19 protein-coding genes and 1 tRNA gene are annotated in these 23,429 nt (G+C 42.1%); 6 read left to right on the top strand and 14 right to left on the bottom strand.

Annotation, left to right across the window (positions count from 1 at the left end):
* Positions 1 to 3: 3 nt before the first annotated feature.
* Positions 4 to 1,296 carry a GGDEF domain-containing protein gene (locus tag FTU70_RS06305; RefSeq protein ID WP_180060342.1) on the top strand — a complete coding sequence of 431 codons (1,293 nt, stop codon included), beginning with the start codon at positions 4 to 6 and terminating at the stop codon, positions 1,294 to 1,296.
* Between the two features lie 213 nt (positions 1,297 to 1,509).
* On the opposite strand, the gene guaA is transcribed toward FTU70_RS06305, so the two are convergent.
* The gene (gene guaA, locus FTU70_RS06300; RefSeq protein ID WP_180060341.1) at positions 1,510 to 3,078 is read right to left on the bottom strand and encodes a glutamine-hydrolyzing GMP synthase; all 1,569 of its coding nucleotides are present in this window, start codon (positions 3,076 to 3,078) and stop codon (positions 1,510 to 1,512) included.
* Between the two features lie 224 nt (positions 3,079 to 3,302).
* Positions 3,303 to 3,725 (bottom strand): DoxX family protein, encoded by a 423-nt coding sequence (locus FTU70_RS06295; RefSeq protein WP_004970234.1) that lies wholly within the window; start codon positions 3,723 to 3,725, stop codon positions 3,303 to 3,305.
* A gap of 231 nt (positions 3,726 to 3,956) precedes the next feature.
* Between FTU70_RS06295 and FTU70_RS06290 the strand changes: the two genes are divergently transcribed.
* The gene (locus FTU70_RS06290) at positions 3,957 to 4,592 is read left to right on the top strand and encodes a DedA family protein (RefSeq protein WP_004970236.1); all 636 of its coding nucleotides are present in this window, start codon (positions 3,957 to 3,959) and stop codon (positions 4,590 to 4,592) included.
* 96 nt (positions 4,593 to 4,688) lie between these two features.
* Here the strand turns inward: FTU70_RS06290 and FTU70_RS06285 are convergent, their stop codons facing one another.
* The 5 genes from FTU70_RS06285 to FTU70_RS06265 all read right to left on the bottom strand — a co-directional run bounded on the left by FTU70_RS06285 (position 4,689) and on the right by FTU70_RS06265 (position 7,673).
* Entirely contained in the window at positions 4,689 to 5,279 is a 591-nt protein-coding gene (locus tag FTU70_RS06285; RefSeq protein ID WP_004970239.1) for a LysE family translocator, read from the bottom strand.
* 241 nt (positions 5,280 to 5,520) lie between these two features.
* Complete coding sequence (locus tag FTU70_RS06280) at positions 5,521 to 5,916, bottom strand: hypothetical protein (protein ID WP_004970241.1); 396 nt, start codon at positions 5,914 to 5,916, stop codon at positions 5,521 to 5,523.
* 13 nt (positions 5,917 to 5,929) lie between these two features.
* Complete coding sequence (locus FTU70_RS06275; protein ID WP_180060340.1) at positions 5,930 to 6,766, bottom strand: ParA family protein; 837 nt, start codon at positions 6,764 to 6,766, stop codon at positions 5,930 to 5,932.
* Between the two features lie 189 nt (positions 6,767 to 6,955).
* The gene (locus tag FTU70_RS06270; protein WP_131261283.1) at positions 6,956 to 7,348 is read right to left on the bottom strand and encodes a SirB2 family protein; all 393 of its coding nucleotides are present in this window, start codon (positions 7,346 to 7,348) and stop codon (positions 6,956 to 6,958) included.
* 13 nt (positions 7,349 to 7,361) lie between these two features.
* Positions 7,362 to 7,673 carry a BolA family transcriptional regulator gene (locus FTU70_RS06265; RefSeq protein WP_178319033.1) on the bottom strand — a complete coding sequence of 104 codons (312 nt, stop codon included), beginning with the start codon at positions 7,671 to 7,673 and terminating at the stop codon, positions 7,362 to 7,364.
* Between the two features lie 233 nt (positions 7,674 to 7,906).
* Between FTU70_RS06265 and FTU70_RS06260 the strand changes: the two genes are divergently transcribed.
* The 3 genes from FTU70_RS06260 (at position 7,907) to FTU70_RS06250 (ending at position 9,935) form a co-directional block, all read left to right on the top strand.
* Positions 7,907 to 7,982, top strand: a tRNA-Gly gene (locus FTU70_RS06260).
* Between the two features lie 349 nt (positions 7,983 to 8,331).
* Complete coding sequence (locus FTU70_RS06255; protein WP_004883943.1) at positions 8,332 to 8,649, top strand: helix-turn-helix domain-containing protein; 318 nt, start codon at positions 8,332 to 8,334, stop codon at positions 8,647 to 8,649.
* On the top strand, positions 8,646 to 9,935 hold the full coding sequence (locus tag FTU70_RS06250) for a type II toxin-antitoxin system HipA family toxin (RefSeq protein ID WP_004970273.1): 1,290 nt from the start codon (positions 8,646 to 8,648) through the stop codon (positions 9,933 to 9,935). Before FTU70_RS06255 ends, FTU70_RS06250 begins: the two co-directional genes overlap by 4 nt.
* 17 nt (positions 9,936 to 9,952) lie before the next feature.
* Here FTU70_RS06250 and FTU70_RS06245 read toward each other — a convergent pair whose 3' ends face one another.
* Together FTU70_RS06245 and FTU70_RS06240 are read right to left on the bottom strand one after the other, a co-directional pair.
* A complete protein-coding gene (locus FTU70_RS06245; RefSeq protein WP_180060339.1) occupies positions 9,953 to 13,300 on the bottom strand; it encodes a DEAD/DEAH box helicase in 3,348 nt (1,115 codons plus the stop codon).
* Between the two features lie 166 nt (positions 13,301 to 13,466).
* Positions 13,467 to 14,705, bottom strand: a complete 1,239-nt coding sequence (locus tag FTU70_RS06240; protein ID WP_180060338.1) for a hypothetical protein — start codon at positions 14,703 to 14,705, stop codon at positions 13,467 to 13,469.
* A gap of 250 nt (positions 14,706 to 14,955) precedes the next feature.
* Between FTU70_RS06240 and FTU70_RS06235 the strand changes: the two genes are divergently transcribed.
* Entirely contained in the window at positions 14,956 to 16,326 is a 1,371-nt protein-coding gene (locus FTU70_RS06235) for a phosphomannomutase CpsG (protein ID WP_180060337.1), read from the top strand.
* Between the two features lie 90 nt (positions 16,327 to 16,416).
* Here the strand turns inward: FTU70_RS06235 and galE are convergent, their stop codons facing one another.
* From galE to FTU70_RS06210, 5 genes are all read right to left on the bottom strand, one after another.
* Complete coding sequence (gene galE, locus FTU70_RS06230; protein ID WP_180060336.1) at positions 16,417 to 17,439, bottom strand: UDP-glucose 4-epimerase GalE; 1,023 nt, start codon at positions 17,437 to 17,439, stop codon at positions 16,417 to 16,419.
* Positions 17,432 to 19,147 carry a glucose-6-phosphate isomerase gene (pgi, locus tag FTU70_RS06225; RefSeq protein ID WP_180060335.1) on the bottom strand — a complete coding sequence of 572 codons (1,716 nt, stop codon included), beginning with the start codon at positions 19,145 to 19,147 and terminating at the stop codon, positions 17,432 to 17,434. Before pgi ends, galE begins: the two co-directional genes overlap by 8 nt.
* Positions 19,147 to 20,415: a nucleotide sugar dehydrogenase gene (locus FTU70_RS06220; RefSeq protein ID WP_180060334.1), complete on the bottom strand. Its 1,269-nt coding sequence runs from the start codon at positions 20,413 to 20,415 to the stop codon at positions 19,147 to 19,149. Before FTU70_RS06220 ends, pgi begins: the two co-directional genes overlap by 1 nt.
* A gap of 138 nt (positions 20,416 to 20,553) precedes the next feature.
* Positions 20,554 to 21,435, bottom strand: coding sequence for a UTP--glucose-1-phosphate uridylyltransferase GalU (galU, locus tag FTU70_RS06215; RefSeq protein WP_180060333.1), 882 nt, complete (start codon positions 21,433 to 21,435; stop codon positions 20,554 to 20,556).
* 88 nt (positions 21,436 to 21,523) lie between these two features.
* The gene (locus FTU70_RS06210) at positions 21,524 to 23,398 is read right to left on the bottom strand and encodes a nucleoside-diphosphate sugar epimerase/dehydratase (protein WP_180060332.1); all 1,875 of its coding nucleotides are present in this window, start codon (positions 23,396 to 23,398) and stop codon (positions 21,524 to 21,526) included.
* Between the last annotated feature and the right edge of the window lie 31 nt (positions 23,399 to 23,429).

Below are 23,429 nucleotides of genomic sequence, written 5' to 3'. Positions count from 1 at the left end.
GCTATGTCTGTAAAAGCTCGAATGGGGGAACAGACCCGTTCGAAGATTTTAAGCAATCAGGAAGCCTCAGAAAAACTTTTAAAAACAACTGAGTGTGATCTTGAAAACCGACAAGCAATTGAAAAAGCATTGCAGCACCCTGCTGCGCAACTCCCGCCGCAATTTGAAACACATTTTTATCAACACCAGAATTTACATCAGCGTCGTTATTTACGCCAAGTCAATTACATTGGGCAAATGACGTTCCTGCTGTATTTCTTTATCGATTATTTCATCATTCCAGATGTCACTACACTCTCGGCCACACTCCGTCTCAGTGCTGTTGTATTGGCGCTGATTGGCAATTATTTCTGCTTTAAATTGATCAAAGATATTCGCCTGCTAGATTTAATTTTACCGGTCAGCGCCACACTGTGCTGCGGTATTTGGTTCTATATCCTGTCGCAATCACAAAGCCCTTGGATTTCCACTTATGTGTATGCCTCGGTCATTTTTGTGCTCATGGCGAACCTATGTATTCAAGTGCGTTTCCGCCCTGCGGTCTACAATTCATTGGTCATGAGCGTACTCATGCTTTTGGGGGTGATTTCCCTCACCAATTTGCAGGATGCCTTAGTTTTTATGGTGGTGTATATCCCTGTATGTTTGTTGAGTTTGTATATCAGTTGGATCAACACCCTAAATGCCCGCCATCACTTTTTACGCAGTTTGCTGGATGACTGGAATTTTCATACCTTGCAAGCCTTGGCACACACCGATGAACTGACCCAACTCAATAACCGACGTCAGTTTGTACACATGGCAGAACACAAAATTCATGCATGGCCTAAATCTGAATCGGTCTGCTTACTAATGTTTGATGTCGACTTTTTTAAACAAATTAACGATACCTATGGGCACGATATTGGAGATCGGGTCTTACAAAATATTGCAGACATTGCTCGTAAAGAAATGCGCCGCAAGGATATTTTGGCACGCTTTGGCGGTGAAGAGTTTATCGCTCTGCTTAGTGAAACCAGCTTAGATGAAGCACTGATGATTTCAGAACGCTTAAGACAAAAAATTGCTCAGCATGAAATGTGCATTGATAAAAAATGTTTTAATTTCACTGTCTCCATTGGAGTATCCAGTTTAAAACCACAACAAACCGACTTACAGACCCTAATTAAAGAAGCCGATTTGGCCTTATACCAAGCCAAACAACGTGGACGAAATTGTGTCATCAGTTTTGATGTGGGGATGCCTGAGCCCCCTAAATCTACGGTAAAAAAAGAAATTAAATCTTGGATTGTTTAGCAGGCATAAAAAAGAGCACATGGAGTGCTCTTTTTTTATGTGCAAGAGGAAAGCTAGGCCGCAAGCATCTTGCACCCATTTTAAAAGCCGTGCTTTAAAATGGGCTCATGTCGTAAAACTGGCAAGCAGCAGTGCTGCTTGAAACCCCGACTGCCGCGCACATAGCGCTTGGCGTAATTCAGGCACGAAGCAGTGCTTCGCGAAATCCCTGAATTACTCCCATTCAATGGTTGCAGGTGGTTTAGATGATACGTCATAAACCACACGTGAAACCTCTGCAATTTCATTCATGATGCGCGTTGAAATACGGTCAACCAAATCATACGGCAAGTGTGCGAAACGTGCAGTCATAAAGTCCACTGTTTCTACGGCACGTAGTGCGATTACCCATGCATAACGACGGCCATCGCCGACGACACCAACAGATTTCACAGGCTGGAATACCGCAAACGCTTGTGCTGTTTTGTCATACCAACCACTTGCACGCAGTTCCTGCATGAAAATGTCATCGGCTAAACGTAAAATGTCTGCATATTCTTTTTTCACTTCACCCAAAATACGCACGCCCAAACCTGGACCTGGGAATGGATGGCGGTAAATCATGCTGTGTGGCAAGCCTAAAGTGGTGCCAAGTTTACGAACTTCATCTTTAAACAAGTCACGTAATGGTTCAACCAATTCAAAAGCTAAATCTTCTGGTAAACCACCCACGTTGTGGTGTGATTTAATCACATGCGCTTTGCCTTGTTTGCTGGCTGCAGATTCAATCACGTCTGGGTAAATCGTACCTTGTGCCAAGAATTTCACGCCATCTAATTTACGCGCTTCTTCGGCAAAGACTTCAATAAATTCACGACCAATGATTTTACGTTTTTTCTCAGGATCAACTTCACCTGCCAACGCGCTCAAGAAGCGTTGTTCTGCATCGGCACGAATCACGCGAATACCCATGTTTTCTGCAAACATTTGCATTACTTGATCGCCTTCGTTCAAGCGTAATAAGCCGTTGTCAACAAATACACACGTTAATTGATCGCCAATGGCTTTATGCAACAATGCCGCAACCACAGAAGAATCCACACCGCCCGACAAACCAAGCAATACTTTTTCATCGCCAATTTGCTGACGTAATTGCTCTACGCGCAGGTCGATGATGTGTTCTGGTGTCCATAAACCGCGACATCCACAAATTTGATGTACGAAGTTAGACAGTAATTCTGCACCTTTAGCCGTGTGCGTTACTTCTGGGTGGAATTGAATACCATAGAAACGGCGTGTTTCATCAGAAATCATCGCCACAGGGCAGCTTGGTGTGCTAGCCGTAATTTGGAAGCCTTCTGGAATGCGTGCCACTTTATCGCCATGGCTCATCCAAACGTGCAATTGGTTTTCACGGTCTTGCAAGTTACCAATCAGTTTGTCACGTACCAAAATATCGACTTCGGCATAACCGAATTCATGTACTGAACCCGCTTCAACTTTACCGCCCAGTTGTTCTGACATGGTTTGTAAACCATAGCAGATACCCAGTACAGGTACGCCTAAGTTAAATACAATTTCAGGTGCGCGTGGACTACCCGCTTGGTGAACACTTTCAGGTCCACCCGATAAGATAATACCGTTTGGATTAAATGCACGAATGTCTTCTTCCGACATATCGTAGGCATACATTTCAGAATATACGCCCGCTTCACGAACACGACGTGCGATCAGCTGGCTATATTGCGAACCGAAATCCAGAATCAGGATACGATCTTCAGTAATTTGAGTATTGGTAGTCATGACAAACAACTATAGAAAGGCAAACGAATTAAGCGCGCTATTCTAGCATTTTTCCACGCCTTGCGCACACTATTCAGACAATCCTAAAAATGGCTATTTTTCTTCGTGATATTGCAGTGACCACATACTCTAAGTTTTAAAAGACTATGCATTTTCTATGGCATAAAAAAAGCAACCTTCTTGAAGATTGCTTAAATTGTTGAGCTGATGTGGAAATCAATGACTTACTTTTTTGCTTCCAAAAGATGGTCTAGACTTATTTTGCCTGCACCGTAAAGCATAATGTAGAAGAAACCGCCAGCCAAACCAATATTTTTCATAAAATTCAGCGCATCTTCTGGTGCAGCATGGAATAAAAATGCAGTTAAAAGACTAAAAACACCTAAACCCAAACCCACGACACGTGCTTGTAAACCGAATAAAATTGCCAAACCACCACCAAGTTCTAGCAAAATCACCAAAGGTAGCAATGAACCTGAAACACCCATAGCTTGCATATAGCCCACTGTTGCATCATAGCCTGCAATTTTTCCCCAACCAGATACAATAAATAAATACGCTAAAAAAGCACGTGCAAATAAACTTACAATGGCTTGCACACTTGCTTTTTCGACCACACTTTTTAACACAACATTTGGATTAAACATCAGATCACCTATATTTTTGATTCATTCTTGAAGACAAATACATCTTAGTTTTTTCAAAATTCAGGATAAATACGCATTTAAAAGACATGTTGTTGCATCTATGCAACGAAAAAGAACCGATGTGGCTGGTCTAGCATCCCTAAAATCACTGTGAAAATTATTTACCTTTTCATACTGACTTTCCGCCTGTGGACTGCTAGGATTTGAGCACACTTTCGCTTGTTTTTTCCCATGGAACTGATTGATTTTATATTACACGTCGATGAACATTTGCTCGAATTCATCACCCAATATGGGGTATGGATTTACGCTATTTTATTCCTGATTATTTTTGTAGAAACGGGCTTGGTGGTCATGCCGTTTTTACCTGGCGATAGTTTACTGTTCGCGGCAGGCGCATTGGCTGCATCGACAGGAGTGATGGATCCGTGGATTTTGGGTATTTTATTGTTTACTGCTGCGGTACTCGGTGACACCCTGAATTACCACATTGGTAAATATATTGGTCCACGAGTTTTTGAACTGGAATCACGTTTTATCAATAAAAAACATTTGATCGAAACCCAGAAGTTTTTTGAGCGACACGGCGGAAAAACCATTATTTTTGCGCGTTTTGTGCCTTTTGCGCGTACCTTTGCGCCCTTCGTGGCGGGTGCAGGCAGCATGAATTATAAATACTTCCTGACCTATAACGTGATTGGCGCTTTTTGCTGGATCGCGTCGTTTATTACACTCGGTTATTTGTTTGGCAATATGCCAATAGTGAAAGACAATTTCACCCATTTAATTTTCGGCATTATTATTTTAAGTGTCTTGCCTGGAGTGATTGGTTTTATTCGCCAAAAACTCAAGAAAAAACCTGCTTAAGTTGTGTAATTCTTTGGGCATGCCTGTTACAGCGCTGCCCTCATACATTCAAAACAGGTGAGATGATTGCTCAACTCACCAAAAGTCTCTAAATCTTTAGAAAAAACGTGCCACCACAGGCAGCATACACACCACCAACAGCAAAGCCGAGCCTTTATATAACAGATCTGCCGTCACTTTATTGGTTTCTCGCGCCAAAACTGCTCGCCCAAAAGACATCCAAAATAACGCTGTTGGCAATAAAATCAGACCAAATAAGACATAGACCATAGCAAAGTTGGTCGGGTTATCCCACGTTTCTGTAGGAAAAATACCTGCAGCAAATAACAAGGCTTTTGGGTTTTTAAAAGTCGAAAAAAATAATTGTGCAGGGCGAATGGCAGAGTGTTTTTGACAATGTTGCTCTAAATGTGACTGCTTCCATAAATGAAAAGCCATCCAAAACACATAGCCTGCGCTTAAAACATGCAGTATATCAATTAAATAAGGCCAAATTGGCGCACTCAAATGAATGAATAACGCCCACAGACTAATGGCATACATATAACCAAAAAACTCTGCGGGAATCAGCAGACTGGTTTTGGCAATGCCTTGTTGGTGGGCTGAGCTTGCCAATAGCGCATTGGTCGGGCCAGGAATCATCAAGACCGCAATCATTGCTAGGACAAAGAGCCAACTTTCAATCATAAACACCAGAGCATGCAAATCAAAAATAGGAGCACACCTTATATGAAAGCCATTGAAAATGACAAGTTTTTCTATCTGGCAGGACTGACCCAAGGGTGTAAATAGAACAGAAAATAAAATTAAGTTTTTGTTTTTAAAATATTAGATTGAGATCAACCTTGAATTATCTTGCTACATTTTTTAAGCAATGGTGCTGCACAAATGGCAGCACCATAGACAAAATATTCGCAAATCCTAAAATTTAAGATGTTACAGGTTTGGGCTTAACAATAATCGGGCAAGCTTTAAATTTTGCTGCTTGTACAATGGCTTCTTGCTCACCTAAAAGACGTGCCAATTCTGTTCTTTTGGTATTGGATGACTGTCCCATATTGACAGAAACACTCGGTGCAACGCCCCAACCGCCACGGCTGCCCCAACCACCGCCTAAACCGATACCAACACCAACACCTGTACGTTTCGGTGCTTCAACACCGCTTTCAATATATTGCTGAATACGGTTATATTCGCTTTGTAATTGTTGGCAATTCAAAGCCTGATAATGTGTAGGCGACACATAGCTAGGTTTCACTGTGGTCGCACAAGCCCCTAGCAATAAACTACTTGCCGCGACAAGACCAATTGCAAATGTTTTCATGTCTACCTCTGTATCACGCTTGCTCAATTTCATTGAACAATGATTGATAGGCCTGCGTCAATTTATGATCTGTTGCCAAATGAATTAATGGCAAATTTTTATGATGTGATTCTTTCATCAACACCGAAGGCGGTAACACACTATTCAAAACAGGCAAACCTTCATCTTTGAGTTGCTGCACCACTTCACGCGGTAACTTGGCCTGTGCCTGATATTGATTCACCACAATGCCTTCAATTTGCAAGTTTGCATTATGGTCATCCTGAGTTTCCAACACATTTTCAATCAGGCTTTGCAAAGCGCGTTTAGAAAAGACATCGCAGTCAAATGGAATGAGTACCCGATCTGCAGCAATTAATGCCGATAAGGTAAAAAAGTTAAATGCAGGCGGGGTATCAATAAACACGCGGTCATATTGATCGGACAATTGTTGCAAGGCATCGCGCAGCTTATAAATTTTATGTTTCGATTCAAGTGCATGTGCCAAGCCGCCCAATTGCGGACTCGCAGGAATCACATCCAAATTTTTAAATGGCGATTGATGCACATAAGCTTCTAAACCTTTGCTGCGGTTTTTTAAAATTGAGCCCAAAGCATTGCCCAGTAAACCTTTGGATTGGTTTGCACCCAACACTTCTTCAAAATAATTTTCGATGTTGGGCTCAAGCGCAGGCTTGTCGGCAGAATAAGTAGCATCATCACCCAACAAATATTGGCTGGAGTTGGCTTGCGGGTCGAGGTCAATCACCAATGTTTTTAAACCCTGATGCGCACTGATTGCAGCCAAATTGACGGTAATACTGGATTTTCCAACACCACCTTTCTGATTAAACACCACACGTGTGCGCATTGCCGCCCCTCTTTTCAATTTTTGTTGTGACATCACTTCAGTTTAACTGAGCTGTAAATATTCTTGCCGAATTATGTCTAACAATTCACCAGTGCTCAAATATGCAGCCAATCTTTTGCCAATATTTACATACATTCAATGCTCGTGAGTTCACACCCACGAGCAACATCCACAATAAGATCTGCTGACTTAGCCAAAGCTTGGCTTTAACATCACCAAACCTAAAATGGCAAAAAATGCGACTAAGGCTAAGCCCCAACCAACACGGCGTTGAATCAACAAAATACTGTCATCTTTTTTATACGCTTTGATTAAAGATGACAGCATCACCAAAAATAAAATAATTTTGGCATAAAACCATGTTTCGACTTGAAAGTCTTTTAAAAACAAAGCAATGACACCTGTCACTACAATCAACGTCAGTGCTGAATGTTGCAATGCCACAAAGACTGTCCACGCTTTAGGATTAGGCGAGTTATTTTGTGTGCCCTTAAACAAAGTCATGGCACGTACAAACAGCACCAATAATAATAAAGCCGCCGCAGCAACGTGAATGGTATTCAGCATTCCTAAATTTTCCATTTATTTCATTCCATTACGATGTTTTTGGTGCGTGGGCGCATTCTGGACTGCTGGTGTCTTGTCCCTGCCATTCAGATGCAACAAAGGCATGAATTGCCAATGCATGAATTTTATTTGGGGCGAGTAAGTCACCTACAGCAGCATAAATTTTTTGATGGCGTTGTACAGCGCGTAGCCCCTGAAAATCTTCACTCACCATCACCACTTTAAAATGCGACTCTTTACCCGGGAAATAACCGCCATGTCCTGCAGATTCGTTCACCACCTCTAAATGGCTTGGATTGAAAACGGCTAAGCGTTGTAGCAACTGTTGTTCTAAGCTCATGCTTGTATTTCCCCGAATGGTTTTAAAAGCTCTCTGAAGTATAACGTGTTCTGTGTGATTCGCAGCATCTTGCCGTGAGGATTCTTCGATTTACGATTCGCACCACTTTTCGTTATGAAATTTAGGCTGATGACTGCTGTTTTTTCTAAAAATGTTGTTTATTTATTCAGTCAGTACAACGATATGCAAAAAATGATTGACCCTATTTTTGCATCATGTATTATACACCGCATGCGGGAATAGCTCAGTTGGTAGAGCACAACCTTGCCAAGGTTGGGGTCGCGAGTTCGAGTCTCGTTTCCCGCTCCAGATTCTAAAAGCCTCAGTTGAATGACTGGGGCTTTTTTATTGTTGTTTTATTCAATATTTTACTTCATAAGAAATTTTTATACTTAAAAAAGTAAGTTTACAAAAGTGCTCTTTCAAAACTGTGAACAAAAAACCATGTAGATGATGCTCCAGAGTATCAATCATACAAAATAAAAAAAACTCCAAAACAAAAGATAGTATTAGCTACTACTAAGTGGCTTATGTTAAACAAGATCAGCTTGCCTAGATCCTAAATATTGATGCCGCGGAGCCTGTTAATAATTTCTGTCATTGCTTCTTAATAAAAAAGCAACTAATATGCTTCTTATACCACCAAAAAGCAATAAATATGTCTACACTAAATAAGTCTTTACTACAGCAAGTCAAAAAAAGACGAACCCTATTGGGTTTAAAGCAAGTTGATATGCAATCACGTACAGGCATTTCAAGACAGCAGTACCAAAAACTGGAAAGTCAAGGCAATCCTCGATTAGATACCTTAGAAATTATTGCGGCAGGACTAAATGCTCAACTGATGCTCATCCCAGATGATAAGGTTCATTTGATTAGACAATTATTGAATGATGAAATTAAAGTCACTATTGAAGATCAAGATGACTTAATGTCTAACCCATGGAAAGGTCTTCTCGGAGGAGAGGAACCATGAATACTGTTGCAGTCCTGAAATTAACATTACATCACGTTGTCGTTGGATACTTGGCAGGATTTCAGAGCGGAAAAAATATTCTGGTTTTCACAGATTCTTTTCACTTGGATCAGCAACGTCCGACCTTGAGCCTGCTGACTTCCCCTTTATATCCTCAAGCGGATAAGATTTTAGAAAAGACCTATGTTACACATCAGCGCTTACACCCCTTGCTATCAAATCTGCTACCAGAAGGTGCATTACGCGAACTCATAGCACAAAGCCTCAAAATACATATAGACAATGAATTTCAGTTATTGGCAGCTTTAGGTCATGACTTACCTGGGGCACTGATTGCAACCCCAGTAGATCCAGAAGAAATCCCAGATGGAATAAAATTTAAGCTTCAGATCTCGAATCCAGATCAGATATTAAAACAAGAGATTCGGACAAATAATAAGTTTTCCTTGGCTGGCGTCCAAATGAAGTTTTCCATGAAAGCCAAAGATGGGCGTTTTACATTAGCACAGGCAACGGAATCCAGCCTACTCGGTGATTGGATTGTCAAAACTCCTTCTACCAGACATGCTTTTGTTCCGCTGAATGAATACTCTATGATGATCCTTGCCAAAATGGTCGGAATAGATATCCCAGAGATTCGTTTGGTAGATATGGCACTCTTACAAGACCTTCCACCATTAAATCTACCCCAAGAGCAATATGCTTTTGCAATTAAGAGATTCGATAGGCAGAGTACTGCTAATACTACAGAGCTTATTCATATTGAAGATTTTGCTCAGATCTTTGGTTCATATCCACACCAGAAATACAGCACCACAAATTATGAGCAGATCGGTAAGATCATTTATCACTATTCAGATAACAAAATTTTTGATATTCAGCAATTTGCCAGCCGTTTACTCGTCAATATTTTACTCGCCAATGGAGATGCACACTTAAAGAACTGGAGTATGATTTATCACGATAAAACAACGCCAAGATTATCCCCTGCATACGATATATTGATGACAAGTGTATATATTGAAAATGAGCGTCATTTCGCCTTAAATCTTGCCAAAAATAAAGATTGGTATTTAGCTGAGATGAAACACTTTGAACAATGGGCTGAAAAAGTCGGTGTTCCATGGCGTGTTATTGAAAAACAACTTCACGCGATCATGGACAAAGCACGGTCGGTATGGCCAGTGCTATTACTAGACTTACCTATGATTTCTGTTCATAAAGAAAAATTAAGAGAACATTGGAAAAAATTGCATCCGGACTTTCAGATACTTACAGATGATTAGGGTAATCTGAAACCAAACTAAAATTTCTCAAACAAGTTCATCACGTCATTTTCCGTCAGTTTCGCTTCGCCTTCATGATCTGTACTTAGAATAGAGTGTGCCAGTTCTGCTTTATTTTGCTGTAAGGCAAGAATTTTTTCTTCTATGCTTTTATTAGTAATCAGCTTATAGACAAATACCGGCTTGTCCTGTCCAATCCGCCATGCACGATCTGAAGCTTGATCTTCAGCAGCAGGGTTCCACCATGGATCATAGTGAATGACCGTATCTGCGGCAGTTAGATTCAAACCGACCCCTCCTGCTTTCAGACTGATTAAAAATACCGGCACTTGTCCAGACTGAAACGCTGTAATGACTTTATCTCGCTTTTTGGTCTTTCCAGTCAGCTTCACATAGCCAATTTCTGCGTGATGGAACTGTTGTTCAATCAGTTCCAACATTGAGGTAAACTGAGAGAAGATAAGAATTTTTCGCCCCTCTTCCACCATTGGAACGACCATATCCATCAACTGTTCAAGTTTGGCAGAATGCGCCTGCCCAATTTTCACTGAATCCAGCTTTAGTAAGCTAGGATGGCAGCACACCTGACGTAGCTTCAGTAAGGCATCTAAAATTTGAATTTGACTACGTTTAAAGCCTTTTTCTGCCACAATTTTCTGAATGCTTGCCTGCATCGTGGCACGAACAGCCTCATATAACTTGGATTGCTGGTCATTCATATCAATATTGACTTCAATCGTGGTTTTTTCTGGCAACTCTTTGGCTACGTCAGTTTTCAAGCGACGTAAAATGAAGGGCTTAATCCGGTTGACCAACTTTTGTCTTAACTGCTCATCACCGCGCTTTTCAATCGGATGACGGTACTTTTTATTAAAAATTTCTTGTGAATATAAAAATCCTGGCATCAGGAAATAAAATAGTGCCCACAGCTCACCCAAATGATTTTCCATAGGTGTACCGGTTAGACATAGACGATGTCGCGCTGTTAATTGCCGTACTACCTGTGCAGCTTTGGCGCGCGGATTTTTGATATTCTGCGCCTCATCCAAAATGAGTTGATGATATTCATATTGCTTTAGTTGCTCTTCATCTCTCGCCAGAAGCGGATAGGTGGTTAACACAATATCATAGTGCGGAATCTGCTCAAAATACTGATGGCGATCGGGCCCCTGTAGCAGCAATACCTTGAGCTCTGGGGTAAATTTCTCCGCTTCTTTGAACCAGTTATGCATCAGCGATGTGGGTGCAACAATTAAGGCGGGACTATCCTGCAAATATCCAGCCTGCTTTTCCATGAGTAAATGGGCTAAAGTTTGTGCTGTTTTCCCCAAGCCCATATCATCTGCCAGAATCCCGCCATGCTGGGTTTCCCTTAAAAACTGTAACCAGCCTAAGCCCTGCTGCTGGTATGGACGCAACTCCCCCTGAAAACCTTGTGGTGTCGGCAGTTGTTGCTGATAGCCTTGTTTGAATTTATGTACAAATTTCTGCAGGCGATCACTGACCTGCCATGTCATCCCAAGATTATGCTGCAATTCTAATAATTGACTCGCATCATAGCGATCAATACTGCGCTCTTCTTGCTGTAAAATGCTCTGTAGATGCAATAATACCGGCTTAATATCCCTAGCGGATAGCGCCAAATCAGGTTGATCAACTGCAGTTTTCACGGTGAAAATTTGACTGTCATGCAGATGAATAAAAGTCCGCGGATCAAGTAAATCAGGATTTACTCGCACCAAAGCTACGAGCGCATCAAGTAAATTATAAGAATTGCCTGCACTGTCTTGAACCGTCGCCCCGATATTGAACCAGTCCTGCTGGCCTTCAGATTCAGTGATAGAAATATTTAAATTTTCAACATATTGCAGGTTAAAGGGGCTGTTTTCCAGATGCTCTATCTGCCAGCCCATCAACTCAATTTGATTGATGGGCATCAGCTGTTTGATCCAGTCTCCATAGAAAGCAAAAACCATAGAATCGAGACGTTGTTTATCCAGTTTTAATTGCTGGTCATAACTAAGATCTTTCACCCACTTCAGTGATTCGACCAATAGCTGTAAACGCTGGATTGACTGTTGTTCCTGAACTAAGTCCCGAAGCTGTCGCACCATTTTGTCATGCTGCTCACCAATGAAACTGTCACCTGATGTACCTGCTTTAATTCGCCCGCCTGCATAGGAGAATTCAATTTCAGCACAAACAGACTCTTCCCATTTCCAATCAAATTTATCTAAAACACCGAAGCGTAAAATTGGCTGGGGACTACCCTCAAGGACATCAATATGCTGAATAGACTCGGGCTGAGGCAGATTTTTCATGTCTGAATATTGATGAGTCAGTTTCTCAAACTCTGGCAAGAGCATAGATGGAAGATCAGGCATCTGTAAAAAATGGTACAGAAGATTTGCCGTATATTCACCATATAACTGGCCCACCGTGTTCTGTTGAATATCCACATAACACGGTGGCTGGCTAGCGAGAATTTGGATATGTGGATTTGATTTTAAATCGAGTCGAATATCACCATTGACCAATTCAATATTTAAATGCTCTGTCTGTTTGTTTACACCTTGTTGCCAGATCAGTTCGATGTGATAGCCTTGTTCTGACCATTGAAGTGCAGTATGGCTCTTTTTTTGCCAGTACACATCGCCACTTTGAATAAAAGATTTGAAATGCTCCAATAAAATTCCGGAGATATCAAGATTGCTTTGATAAAAACGTTCGTCACTGTTTATTTTGGCATAATAATAAATCTGGTTAAATAATTGTCGTTTTTGTTCAGGTAAAGTCAGATGCTTTCTGGTGATATTTTCATATTGGGTATAATAACTTTCCCCCGCAATTGAGCCGTTTTTATTGCGTCTGGCCTTCTGAACATCAACTGTCAATTTCTTTAAGCTGACAGACTGATCTAACAGGTAAATTAAATAATTGTTTGTTTTGACAGATTGCTCTAGTTCAGTCTGTTGTAAATACCGTTTAAAATCATTCAACCAGCGCTGTGCCTGATCATCCCCCCGTAGGCGTTTTGCGATTCCCTGCGGGGATTGAGAGTCAGCATAACGCTGCTGAAATTCCTGGCGATATTCCTGAAAGAATAACCGCGCTAAAGCAGCAGCATGTTTACAGTTATATCCAACCGGACAAGTGCAGTCGTCATCGATTAAACGGTCTTTTTGGGGATTATAGGTAATTGCAGTATCGTAATAATCTGTCCCTTCAATTTGGGCATACATCGTAACCCCGTCTTTTTCCTCAAAGAACTCAATTGTTTCCCTATCAATGTGTTTAGCATAGCTCAGACTGCGATGAAGAGTTGCATTACTAAAGCGAGATAGAAAGTTGATCAATGAGGACATAATTACCAGACACTAAAAATGTTTATACAATTATAACGGACAAAGGTATCATTTCAGAATAGTAGCCGAACGGCCCAACCTGAGCATAACTTGGATTCACTCAAAAGGAATATTGTAAATAAAGACTACTTTTTGCATAAACATTCAAAGCCAAACCTCAATATGTCTACATCATCACAGCATGCATTTCCCACACATATTGACTGCGCATCAATTGCTTTAATTGTTTAAGGTCTTGATATTTTTCCAGTATCTCTTGCGCTCGAGCTAATTTTTTTTGAACATGTCGATAGTCTTGCTCATATTTTCGATACAAATCCTGCACTATAATTTTACGGTTAGAATATAAAAACTGACTCCAATTAAAAGAGTAAATAATGTCATCTACTTGCATTTGCAAAGTTTCTAACTGTTCTTCTAAAAGCAGGTTATACGCTTTTAATTGTTGATTGGCGAAAGACAAATTATGCTGCTGACCCAACTGAATTTGCAAATTTAACAATGTCAATAAATCATTGGCTTCATAAGCCTGATTGGCTTGCTGCATCAATACGGTTTTTTCTTGTTTTTTCTGCTCATCTTGCTCACGATCTGGGTGAATCCACGCTGTAATTTTTAAGTAAATCGCTTTAATGGACTGATTTGCTAGTTTCTTGGCTTCTTCACGCTGTTGCTGTTTTTTTGCTGCTTTGGCTTTTTCACGGGCAATTTGCTGTTCGGCAAAAGCTTTTTGCGCACTACTCAACTGACTTAAAAAATCCAGCTCCTCTTGTTCTTGCATTTTTTGTTCAAATTTTTTTATAAAGTCATCTAAATCTAATGGATCATGCTGAAAATCAAAAAAATCTAGATCTAGGTCATATTCTTCACAAAGAAAATGCTTCAAACTTTCTAGCTTGAGCTGTGCCAAGCGCTCTTGTTCAGACTCATCATGTTCAAAACTATTTTGTTCACATTGTTCAACATTTTCGTCTTCTGACTCTGTTGCTGTTTTAGCTTCAGATCTTAAATCCACATCATCTGTGTCTAGCAATTCAATATGATGCCCATAACTGTTCAGCAATTCTGTTAAAAACTGAACTTGTTCGGTAGACATCTGCTGCGAATCCAAAAGTTGTAAACTGAGTTGCTCAATTTTTTGATCCAGCTTAGTTTGCTGGGCTGCCGTCACTTTTTGTTGTTTTTGCTGAAGCAATTGTTGAATTTGCTGAAATATAATTTCACGCAATTGCATATAGGTTGGTAAAATTTCTCGGCTGGCACGTGCCTGAATATCGGCTTGTGCGGTCTGCCATTCATTCAAACGTACTTGTTCCTGCTCAATTTTTTGGCATAATTTCTGAAATTTTTTCTGTGGCGCAGAAAGTTTCTGCTCTGGCTCTAAAGTACTTTTCTGTAATTTCATCTTCAATCATATCGAACACATAAGTCTGAGCCGTATTTTAGCCAACTTCACTCAATAAAAAACACCCTTGCCATCACAACATCTTTTCTCATCCATGGTCTATGACCTGCCCCATCTTGCAACAGCCCCACACACGGTTAATGACCTGAAACATCTTCAAGCAATTGATCTTCCATTCTATACAGCACATTACACACAGTTCGATTATCATAGACAGCAATACAATTTCTCCAAATATTTAGGACAATACATGAGTACATTAACCTGTTTTAAAGCCTATGACATTCGCGGAAAATTGGGCACAGAACTCAATGAAGAGATTGCCTATAAAATTGGTCGTGCTTACGGACAAATTTACCAACCCAAAACCGTTGTAATTGGCTGTGATATTCGCCTTAGCAGCGAAGGCTTAAAGCAGGCCACCATTCGTGGTTTAAATGATGCAGGGGTCAATGTGCTAGATTTGGGCATGACAGGCACAGAAGAAGTCTATTTCGCAGCCTTTCATTTAGACGTGCAAGGTGGCATTGAAGTGACTGCTAGCCATAACCCCATGGACTACAACGGCATGAAACTGGTACGTGAGAATGCACGTCCTATTAGTGCCGATACTGGTCTAAAAGACATTCAAGCTTTGGCAGAATCGGGCAAATTTACCCCAGTTGAGCAAAAAGGCAGCACCCAAAACTACAATATTTTGCCTGAATTTATTGAACATTTAATGACTTATATCGAGCCTAGCAAAATTCGCCCAATGAAACTGGTCATGAATGCAGGCAATGGCGCTGCAGGGCATGTGGTCGATGCAATTGAGCAAAAATTCAAAGCCCTGAATATCCCTGTTGAATTGGTCAAAATTCACAATGATGCCGATGGTACTTTCCCCAATGGTATCCCGAACCCAATTTTAGTGGAAAACCGTGATAGCACCAGCAATGCCGTATTAGAGCATCAAGCCGACATGGGCATTGCGTGGGATGGTGACTTTGACCGCTGTTTCTTGTTCGATGAAAAAGGCCAGTTTATTGAAGGCTATTATATTGTCGGCTTATTGGCACAGGCGTTTTTGCTCAAACAAGCAGGCGAAAAAATCGTGCATGACCCACGCTTGGTTTGGAATACCTTTGATGTGGTCGCTCAATATCAGGGTGAAGCGATTCAATCTAAATCTGGGCATGCCTTTATTAAAGATGTAATGCGTGAACACAATGCCGTTTACGGCGGTGAAATGAGCGCACACCACTATTTCCGTGATTTTGCCTATTGTGACAGCGGCATGATTCCTTGGTTATTGGTGCTTTCTGTGTTGTCTGAAACAGGACAATCGCTATCGAGTCTGGTCGAAGAAATGATTGCCAAGTTTCCATGTTCGGGGGAAATTAACTTTAAAGTGGCCGATACTCAAGCCACCATCCAAAAAATCTTTGAGCATTATGCTAGCCAAAACCCAGCAATTGACCAAACCGATGGCGTGAGTCTTGACTTTGGGGCATGGCGTTTTAATGTGCGTGCGTCAAATACCGAGCCTTTATTGCGCTTAAATATTGAAAGCCGTCGTGACCACAATCCCCGCCCGATGCAGGACTATGTGGATGAATTGACCCAATTGATTCAAGCTTAATCTGAAAAATCAAAATAATATAAACAATGGGAGTCAAAACTGACTCCCATTTTTTATGCCCTAAACTTTGTGGCTGAGTCTATAGGATGATTAATCTTGACGATAACCATTCGGATTCTGCTTTTGCCAGTTCCAGCTATCGGCCAACATATCCTCTAAAGCATATTGTGGTGTCCAGCCCAGTTCTTGCACGGCACGACTGTTATCTGCAAAAGACGTAGCCACATCACCTTCACGACGTGGTGCAAACTCAAATGGAATCTGCACACCATTGACCTGTTCAAAAGTATTCTTCACTTGCAGCACCGAAATCCCATTGCCTGTACCAATATTCCAAGCACGGCAACCCTGTGCAGTCAAACGGTTATTCAAGGCACATAAATGCGCATTGGCCAAATCGACCACATGAATATAATCGCGCACGCCTGTACCATCTGGCGTGGCATAATCCTGCCCAAAAATTGACAGTTTTTCACGACGTCCCACCGCCACTTGGGTGACATAAGGCATTAAATTATTTGGAATACCTTGTGGGTCTTCGCCAATGCAGCCACTTTTATGTGCCCCCACAGGATTAAAATAACGCAATAGCGCAATCGACCAACGTGCATCGGCAAGGGCTGCTTTTTGTAAAAGCTGTTCCACAATCAGCTTGGTATAGCCATAGTTATTGCTTGGCATACCCGTTGGCATCTCTTCATTCAACGGCGAAATATTGGCTTCATCATATACTGTAGCCGATGAACTAAACACCAGTTTAAACACATGCGCGCGTTGCATCGCCTGGATCAAGCTAATTGAACCTGCAATGTTGTTGTCAAAATAGCTCAGTGGAATTTGTTGGCTTTCTCCCACTGCTTTGAGTCCTGCAAAATGAATCACTGCATCAATTTGATGTGTAGCAAACACAGCATCCAAAGCAGCAGCATCACGAATATCACCCTGAATAAACTGCAAGGTTTTGCCCGTCAGTTGCTGCACCCGCGCCAATGACTCTGCCGAGCTATTGGACAAATTATCTAGCACCACCACACTGTGCCCTGCATTCAGCAACTCGACACAGGTATGTGAACCAATATAGCCCGCACCGCCTGTGACTAAAATATTAGCCATCTATTTTTCCTAATAAAATTTTTAATAAACCTTGGGTCGATGCATCGAGTGCCGATAAATCCTGTTGCTGCCCATTTAAAATAGGCAAGAGCTGATTGGCAATTTCCTTGCCTTTTTCTACGCCCCATTGGTCAAAAGGATTGATATTCCACAGTACCGATTGTACAAAGACTTTGTGTTCATACAAAGCAATCAACATGCCTAAGCTATACGGATTGAGTTCTTGCAATAAAATACTGCTACTTGGCTGATTGCCACTGTACTGCTTATATGCCGCTAAGCCATCTAATTCCTGCTGATCTAAAGCCTGATTACCAAAGGCCAAAAGCCGCGACTGTGCCAAGCAGTTAGACAAGGCCAAATGATGCTGCTCCACCAAAGCCTCAGCATTTTCAGCATAGGTAAATTGATTCCCATTATAACGCTGCACAGGAGCAATAAAATCACAACTGACCGCATGCGTCCCTTGATGCAACAATTGATAGAATGCATGCTGTGCATTCGGCCCAACCTCACCCCAAACAATTGGGCAGGTATCCAAATTGACAGCCTCACCATTACGCTGAATCGACTTGCCATTGGATTCCATTTCTAATTGCTGTAAATACGAAGCGAAGTATTTTAAACGTCCATCATAAGGCAAGACCGCATGAGTCTGAATATTCAGGAAATTATTATTCCACACCCCCAGCAAGCCCATCAGCACCGGGATGTTCTGATCAAATGCAGCAGTTTGAAAATGCTGATCAACCGCATGTGCACCTGCTAAAAACCGTTGAAAACCCGCAACGCCAATGGTCAGGGCAATCGGTAAGCCAATACACGACCATAAAGAATAGCGACCACCCACCCAATCCCAAAGCAAGAGCTGATTTTCAGGGCAAATGCCCCAAGCGGTCATTTTATCGGCTTTGGTGGATACTCCAATAAAGTGATGTTTCAGAATTTGCGCATGTGTGCCCAAGGCCTTTTCTAGCCATTGTTTCACGGTCTGTGCATTGGATAAGGTATCAATGGTGCCAAAAGACTTGGACGAAATAATAAATAAAGTGGTTTCAGGACGCAGACGATGCAGCAATTCGGATAGCTGACTGCCATCCATGGTGGACACAAAATGTACATTCAGTGGTTTTTCAGTTGCCACTTTAAAATCAGATAAGGCTTGGGTCACCATCAAGGGGCCTAAATCTGAGCCACCCACACCAATATTGACCACATCCTGAATCACTTCACCCGTGGCACCACGGTATTGGCCTGCATGGATTTTTTCCACCAAGGCATACATACGCTCAAGCTGGGTATGCACTTGCTCAGTCAATGCAGCGTAGGCATCGGTCTGTTCGGAAGCGCATGCTGCTGTACTGGTCGCAGGCAAACGCAAGGCCCAATGCATCGCATCGCGCTGTTCGGTATAGTTGATTTTCTCTGAGCCCGTTGCCGTTGAAAATAAACGTCCAATCCACTCAGCAAGCTGACTCTGCTGTGCAAACTGAACCAGAGTCTGCAACACCTTGGCATCAATCCGATGCTTGCTATAGTCAAACAGCACACTGTCCAAAGCCACCGAGAAACGCTGAAAACGCTGCGAATCTTGAGCAAACAGCTGATTTAAATGCAGCTGCTGAAACTGTTGTTGCAATTGTTGTAATTGCTGCAAGGCGGTTTGCTGTGGCTGATTATTTGCCTGTGATGTTGTGGTACGAACCATTAGCGACCGACTCCCATATAAGCAAAACCTTGTGCCTTCACAAATTCAGGATCATAAATATTACGACCATCCAAAATCAGCGGATGCTGCATCTGCTTTAATAAAGTTGGATAATCCAAACTCCAATATTGTTTCCACGCAGTCAACACACATAATGCCGATGCCCCCTCTACCGCTTGATATTGGTCTGCGCATAAAATCAGATCATCACGCTGACCATACTGTGCTGCAATTTCAGGCAAGGCTTGCGGATCGTGCAATTTGACCGTCACACCCTGCGCCCACAACGCAGGCAACATCACATGAATGGGAGAATGCTGCACCCTTGCGGTATTTTCTTTAAAGGCTGCGCCCCAAATAGCCACAGTTTTGCCGTTTAAATCGCCCTGATAATAATTCCACAACTTTCTAAACAAGATTTCTTTTTGTTGTTCGTTAATATCCCAAACCTGCGCCAACAGCTGACTTTTTACCCCTGTGGTGGATACGGTACTGGCTAGCGTCTGAATATCATGGCTAAAGTTTTCACCACCAAACCCCGCACCAGGATACATATACGATGCACCAATACGGCTATCTGCCGCCATGCCTTGGCGTACATGCTCAATATCAATCCCGAGTTTTTCTGCCACCACCGCCAAGTCATTGATATAACTGATACGGGTCGCCAACATGCCGGAAATACTCAGTTTGGTAAATTCTGCATCCAACACAGGCATAAACAGGTATTGCTGTGCACGGGGAAATAAAGGGCGAAGTAATTCTTTGAGTTTGACTTGCGCACGTTCATTTTCACAACCCACCGTGAGTTGCTGTGCACGGGTCAGACTTTGAATGGCATTGCCCTCTTGAATCATGTCGGGCAAATAAATCCAGTCATCTTGTGGCAAGATTTTTTGCAGGCGCTGTGTGCCATTTAAACCCAAAGTCGAGGCATTGATCATCAGTTTAGGGTGAATGATCGGACGTTGTTGCAACTGCCCCAAAACAGTTAAGGCGTGAGCTTCTTCAGTCGGGTTCAAACTGAGTAGATACACATCCACATCTAAAGGCAATGCAGCAAAATCACAATAGTGTAAAAAGCCCTTGCTGCATTGTTGTTGTAATAACAGGCTCAAGGCTTGGTCTTGAAAGCTGAGATGTTGCTGTTCGAGTGGATGGGCAGCATCCTGAAAGATATCGCACCAATAGACTTGATGCCCACATTCTGCCAAGAGTGCAGACATCACGCCTGCATAGAGGGTTTTTCCAAAGACTGCGACTTTCAAAATGTGTTCCTATGTATTGTTTGATGCTGTTTATTTCACAAGGTTCCTCCCTGAGCAAGAGTTTAAGCACTGCTTTAAATTCTTGCGTAAGAAGAGAGGCTAGGAGAGATTTTCTAATCTTTCCCCCCTTAATCACCTTTAAGATTCAATCTTTAACTCTTGAATCATGGCTTTAAAATCATCGCCTAATTTTGGATGATCAAGGCCATAATGCAACACTGCTTTTAAGTAACCCAACTTGCTGCCACAGTCAAAAGTCTGACCTTGCATACGGTAAGCTTCCACCACACTATTTTGCTGCAACATGGCAATCGCATCGGTCAATTGAATTTCATTGCCTGTCCCTTTAGGGGTATTTTCAAGTAAAGTCATAATTTCTGCAGGCAGAACATAACGCCCCACCACCGATAAATTAGAAGGTGCCGTGCCTACCGCGGGTTTTTCGACAATGCCCTGCATCACGGTACTTTCACCTTCAGCAGGTACTGCGTCTACATCGACAATACCGTATTGATCGACCAGATGATCTGGCACTGCTTCGACCATAATCTGCGCGGCATGGCTTTGCTCAAAACGCTGAATCATGCGTGCCAAGTCATTTTGTGCAGCATCATCTTTAAGCAATACATCGGGTAACAGCACTGCAAAAGCATCATTGCCCACTACAGATTTAGCACATAAAACTGCATGCCCTAAGCCTAAAGGTTGTGGCTGACGCACACTCACTACACTTACATGCGCAGGTAAAATTTCGGTAATTTCTTTGAGCAAATCCATTTTTTGTTTTTGTTCCAAAGTGGTTTCTAGCTCAAAGTTACGGTCAAAGTAGTTTTCAATCGAGGCTTTAGAGGAATGAGTCACCAAAATAATTTGCTCAATCCCTGCTGCAACTGCCTCGCGCACTACATATTCAATCGCAGGACGATCGACCACAGTAACCATTTCTTTGGGAATGGCTTTACTGGCAGGTAAAAAGCGGGTGCCTAAACCAGCAACGGGTAAAATGGCTTTTTTAATCATCTCAGATACCTAATTTCACACAAATTTTTTAGTTAAATTTTACTCATCAACAAGTTGAACTGAGTTACTTCAACTTAGTTTTTGAAATTTAGTTCACCTTAATCTCTGTCCCACGAACATAACCATCCACATAGTGTTCAAGCTGTGCCAAAACCCAGTCGATATCACTTTGAATTGCAGTTAAGTCATGCATACGCTCAAACACCATCAGCAATTCATCCAACGGATACATTTTTTCATAAGAACGCAAAATACGACTGTGCTGGGTCACTTCGGTATTATCGGCATCAATCAACAATTCTTCGTAAAGTTTTTCGCCTGGGCGTAAGCCTGAATATTGAATTTCAATATCACCTTCCTGACTGCCCGTTTCACGTACTTTTAAACCACTCAGGGCAATCATTTGGCGGGCTAAATCTTGAATTCGTACAGGTTCCCCCATATCCAGCAGGAATACATCGCCCCCCTGACCTAAAGCACCCGCCTGAATCACCAATTGCGAGGCTTCTGGAATGGTCATAAAGTAACGGGTGACTTCAGGATGAGTTACGGTAATAGGTCCACCTTTGGCAATTTGCTGTTTAAACAACGGCACCACCGAACCCGATGAACCCAAGACATTTCCAAAGCGGACAATGCTAATTTGGGTCTGATCTTGCGCTTCTGCCATCGACTGACAATACAATTCTGCCATACGTTTAGACGCCCCCATGACATTGGTTGGACGCACGGCTTTATCGGTAGAAATGAGTACAAATGTTTCCACACCTGTTTTGACCGCTGCATTTAAACTAAATGCCGTACCAATGGCGTTGTTTTTCAAACCTGCCAATGGGTTACATTCTACCAAGGGCACGTGTTTGTAAGCAGCCGCATGGTACACGGTTTGAACCCTATACTGTTCCATCACTCGCTCTAGTTTGGCCTGATCTAGCACTGAACCTAAAATCGGGATAATCGTGACATCGCTATTTAAGCGTAATTCTTTGTCAATGCTATACAACGCAAATTCGGTCAGTTCATAAATCACCAAGGCTTTGGGTTTATTTTTAACAATTTGGCGACACAGTTCAGAACCAATGGAACCACCCGCGCCTGTGACCAAGACCATTTTGTCTTGAATATTTTTAGCCAACAGTTCGGGTACAGGCGGCACAGGGTCACGCCCGAGCAAGTCAATAATATCGACTTCCTGAATATCCGATACGCGAATTTCACCATCGACCAGTTTGGTCAGTCCTGGAATTTCGGTAATTTTAATATGTGCAGGTTCTAAAAATTTGACGATTTCGCTTTTACGCATCCGTCCGACCGAAGGCAGTGCAATCAGAATTTCATCGACATTTTTTTTAGCTAACAATTTTAATGCGCTGTCTGCGTTATAGACTTTTAAACGGCCCAACTGCTGCCCAGTGAGTGACGGATCATCATCAATAAACAACACGGGTAAGTGTTCATCGGAATTGTAGAGTGCCGCTGCAATTTGCTGTCCTGCATTGCCTGCACCATAAATCGCCACACGTTTTTTTTGTACATCGGCTTGTAAATAAGAACGCACGATAAAGCGAATAAAACCGCGGCTAAACCAAACCCATGCGAACATGAGAAATCCGAACATGAGCGGAATAGAAGTGGGAATAAAGGCATCGGTAAAGTAAGCCAGCGCATACAACCCTGCCACAGTCAATGAAGTGCCCAACCCCAATTTGACCATAAACAGTTCGCTGTAGGTGCGCACAATAAAGCGATATACCCCAAAAATAAACAGCGATACAACGGCAATCACACTTGCCCATACCGAACCAAAAGCCAAGTTGGGCACCACTTCTGCGCCTAAATCAAACTGGCGGATGGCATAACATAGCCACAGCAAGACAGGAAATACACAAAAGTCCAGCACCATTAAAAATGCAAGTTTGACTAAGCGGGGGGATTCTACAGCAGGTTCGATAATGGATTTCATAAATATACAATTATTAATATTTGAATTTTAA

The organism is Acinetobacter sp. YH12135, from assembly GCF_013418565.1.
GTDB classification, from domain to species: domain Bacteria; phylum Pseudomonadota; class Gammaproteobacteria; order Pseudomonadales; family Moraxellaceae; genus Acinetobacter; species Acinetobacter towneri.
Note: the sequence above shows the minus strand (reverse complement) of the source record. Positions and strands in the feature narration are given on the sequence as shown.

Bases quoted from the DNA above. Each gene is read 5' to 3' on its own strand.
- FTU70_RS06295 (WP_004970234.1), bottom strand. From the start codon at position 3,725: ATGTTTAATCCAAATGTTGTGTTAAAAAGTGTGGTCGAAAAAGCAAGT.
- FTU70_RS06250 (WP_004970273.1), top strand. From the start codon at position 8,646: ATGAATACTGTTGCAGTCCTGAAATTAACATTACATCACGTTGTCGTT.
- galU (WP_180060333.1), bottom strand. From the start codon at position 21,435: ATGATTAAAAAAGCCATTTTACCCGTTGCTGGTTTAGGCACCCGCTTT.
- FTU70_RS06285 (WP_004970239.1), bottom strand. From the start codon at position 5,279: ATGATTGAAAGTTGGCTCTTTGTCCTAGCAATGATTGCGGTCTTGATG.
- FTU70_RS06255 (WP_004883943.1), top strand. From the start codon at position 8,332: ATGTCTACACTAAATAAGTCTTTACTACAGCAAGTCAAAAAAAGACGA.
- guaA (WP_180060341.1), bottom strand. From the start codon at position 3,078: ATGACTACCAATACTCAAATTACTGAAGATCGTATCCTGATTCTGGAT.
- FTU70_RS06210 (WP_180060332.1), bottom strand. From the start codon at position 23,398: ATGAAATCCATTATCGAACCTGCTGTAGAATCCCCCCGCTTAGTCAAA.
- FTU70_RS06290 (WP_004970236.1), top strand. From the start codon at position 3,957: ATGGAACTGATTGATTTTATATTACACGTCGATGAACATTTGCTCGAA.
- FTU70_RS06270 (WP_131261283.1), bottom strand. From the start codon at position 7,348: ATGGAAAATTTAGGAATGCTGAATACCATTCACGTTGCTGCGGCGGCT.
- pgi (WP_180060335.1), bottom strand. From the start codon at position 19,147: ATGGTTCGTACCACAACATCACAGGCAAATAATCAGCCACAGCAAACC.
- FTU70_RS06265 (WP_178319033.1), bottom strand. From the start codon at position 7,673: ATGAGCTTAGAACAACAGTTGCTACAACGCTTAGCCGTTTTCAATCCA.
- FTU70_RS06235 (WP_180060337.1), top strand. From the start codon at position 14,956: ATGAGTACATTAACCTGTTTTAAAGCCTATGACATTCGCGGAAAATTG.
- galE (WP_180060336.1), bottom strand. From the start codon at position 17,439: ATGGCTAATATTTTAGTCACAGGCGGTGCGGGCTATATTGGTTCACAT.
- FTU70_RS06280 (WP_004970241.1), bottom strand. From the start codon at position 5,916: ATGAAAACATTTGCAATTGGTCTTGTCGCGGCAAGTAGTTTATTGCTA.
- FTU70_RS06245 (WP_180060339.1), bottom strand. From the start codon at position 13,300: ATGTCCTCATTGATCAACTTTCTATCTCGCTTTAGTAATGCAACTCTT.
- FTU70_RS06275 (WP_180060340.1), bottom strand. From the start codon at position 6,766: ATGCGCACACGTGTGGTGTTTAATCAGAAAGGTGGTGTTGGAAAATCC.
- FTU70_RS06240 (WP_180060338.1), bottom strand. From the start codon at position 14,705: ATGAAATTACAGAAAAGTACTTTAGAGCCAGAGCAGAAACTTTCTGCG.
- FTU70_RS06305 (WP_180060342.1), top strand. From the start codon at position 4: ATGTCTGTAAAAGCTCGAATGGGGGAACAGACCCGTTCGAAGATTTTA.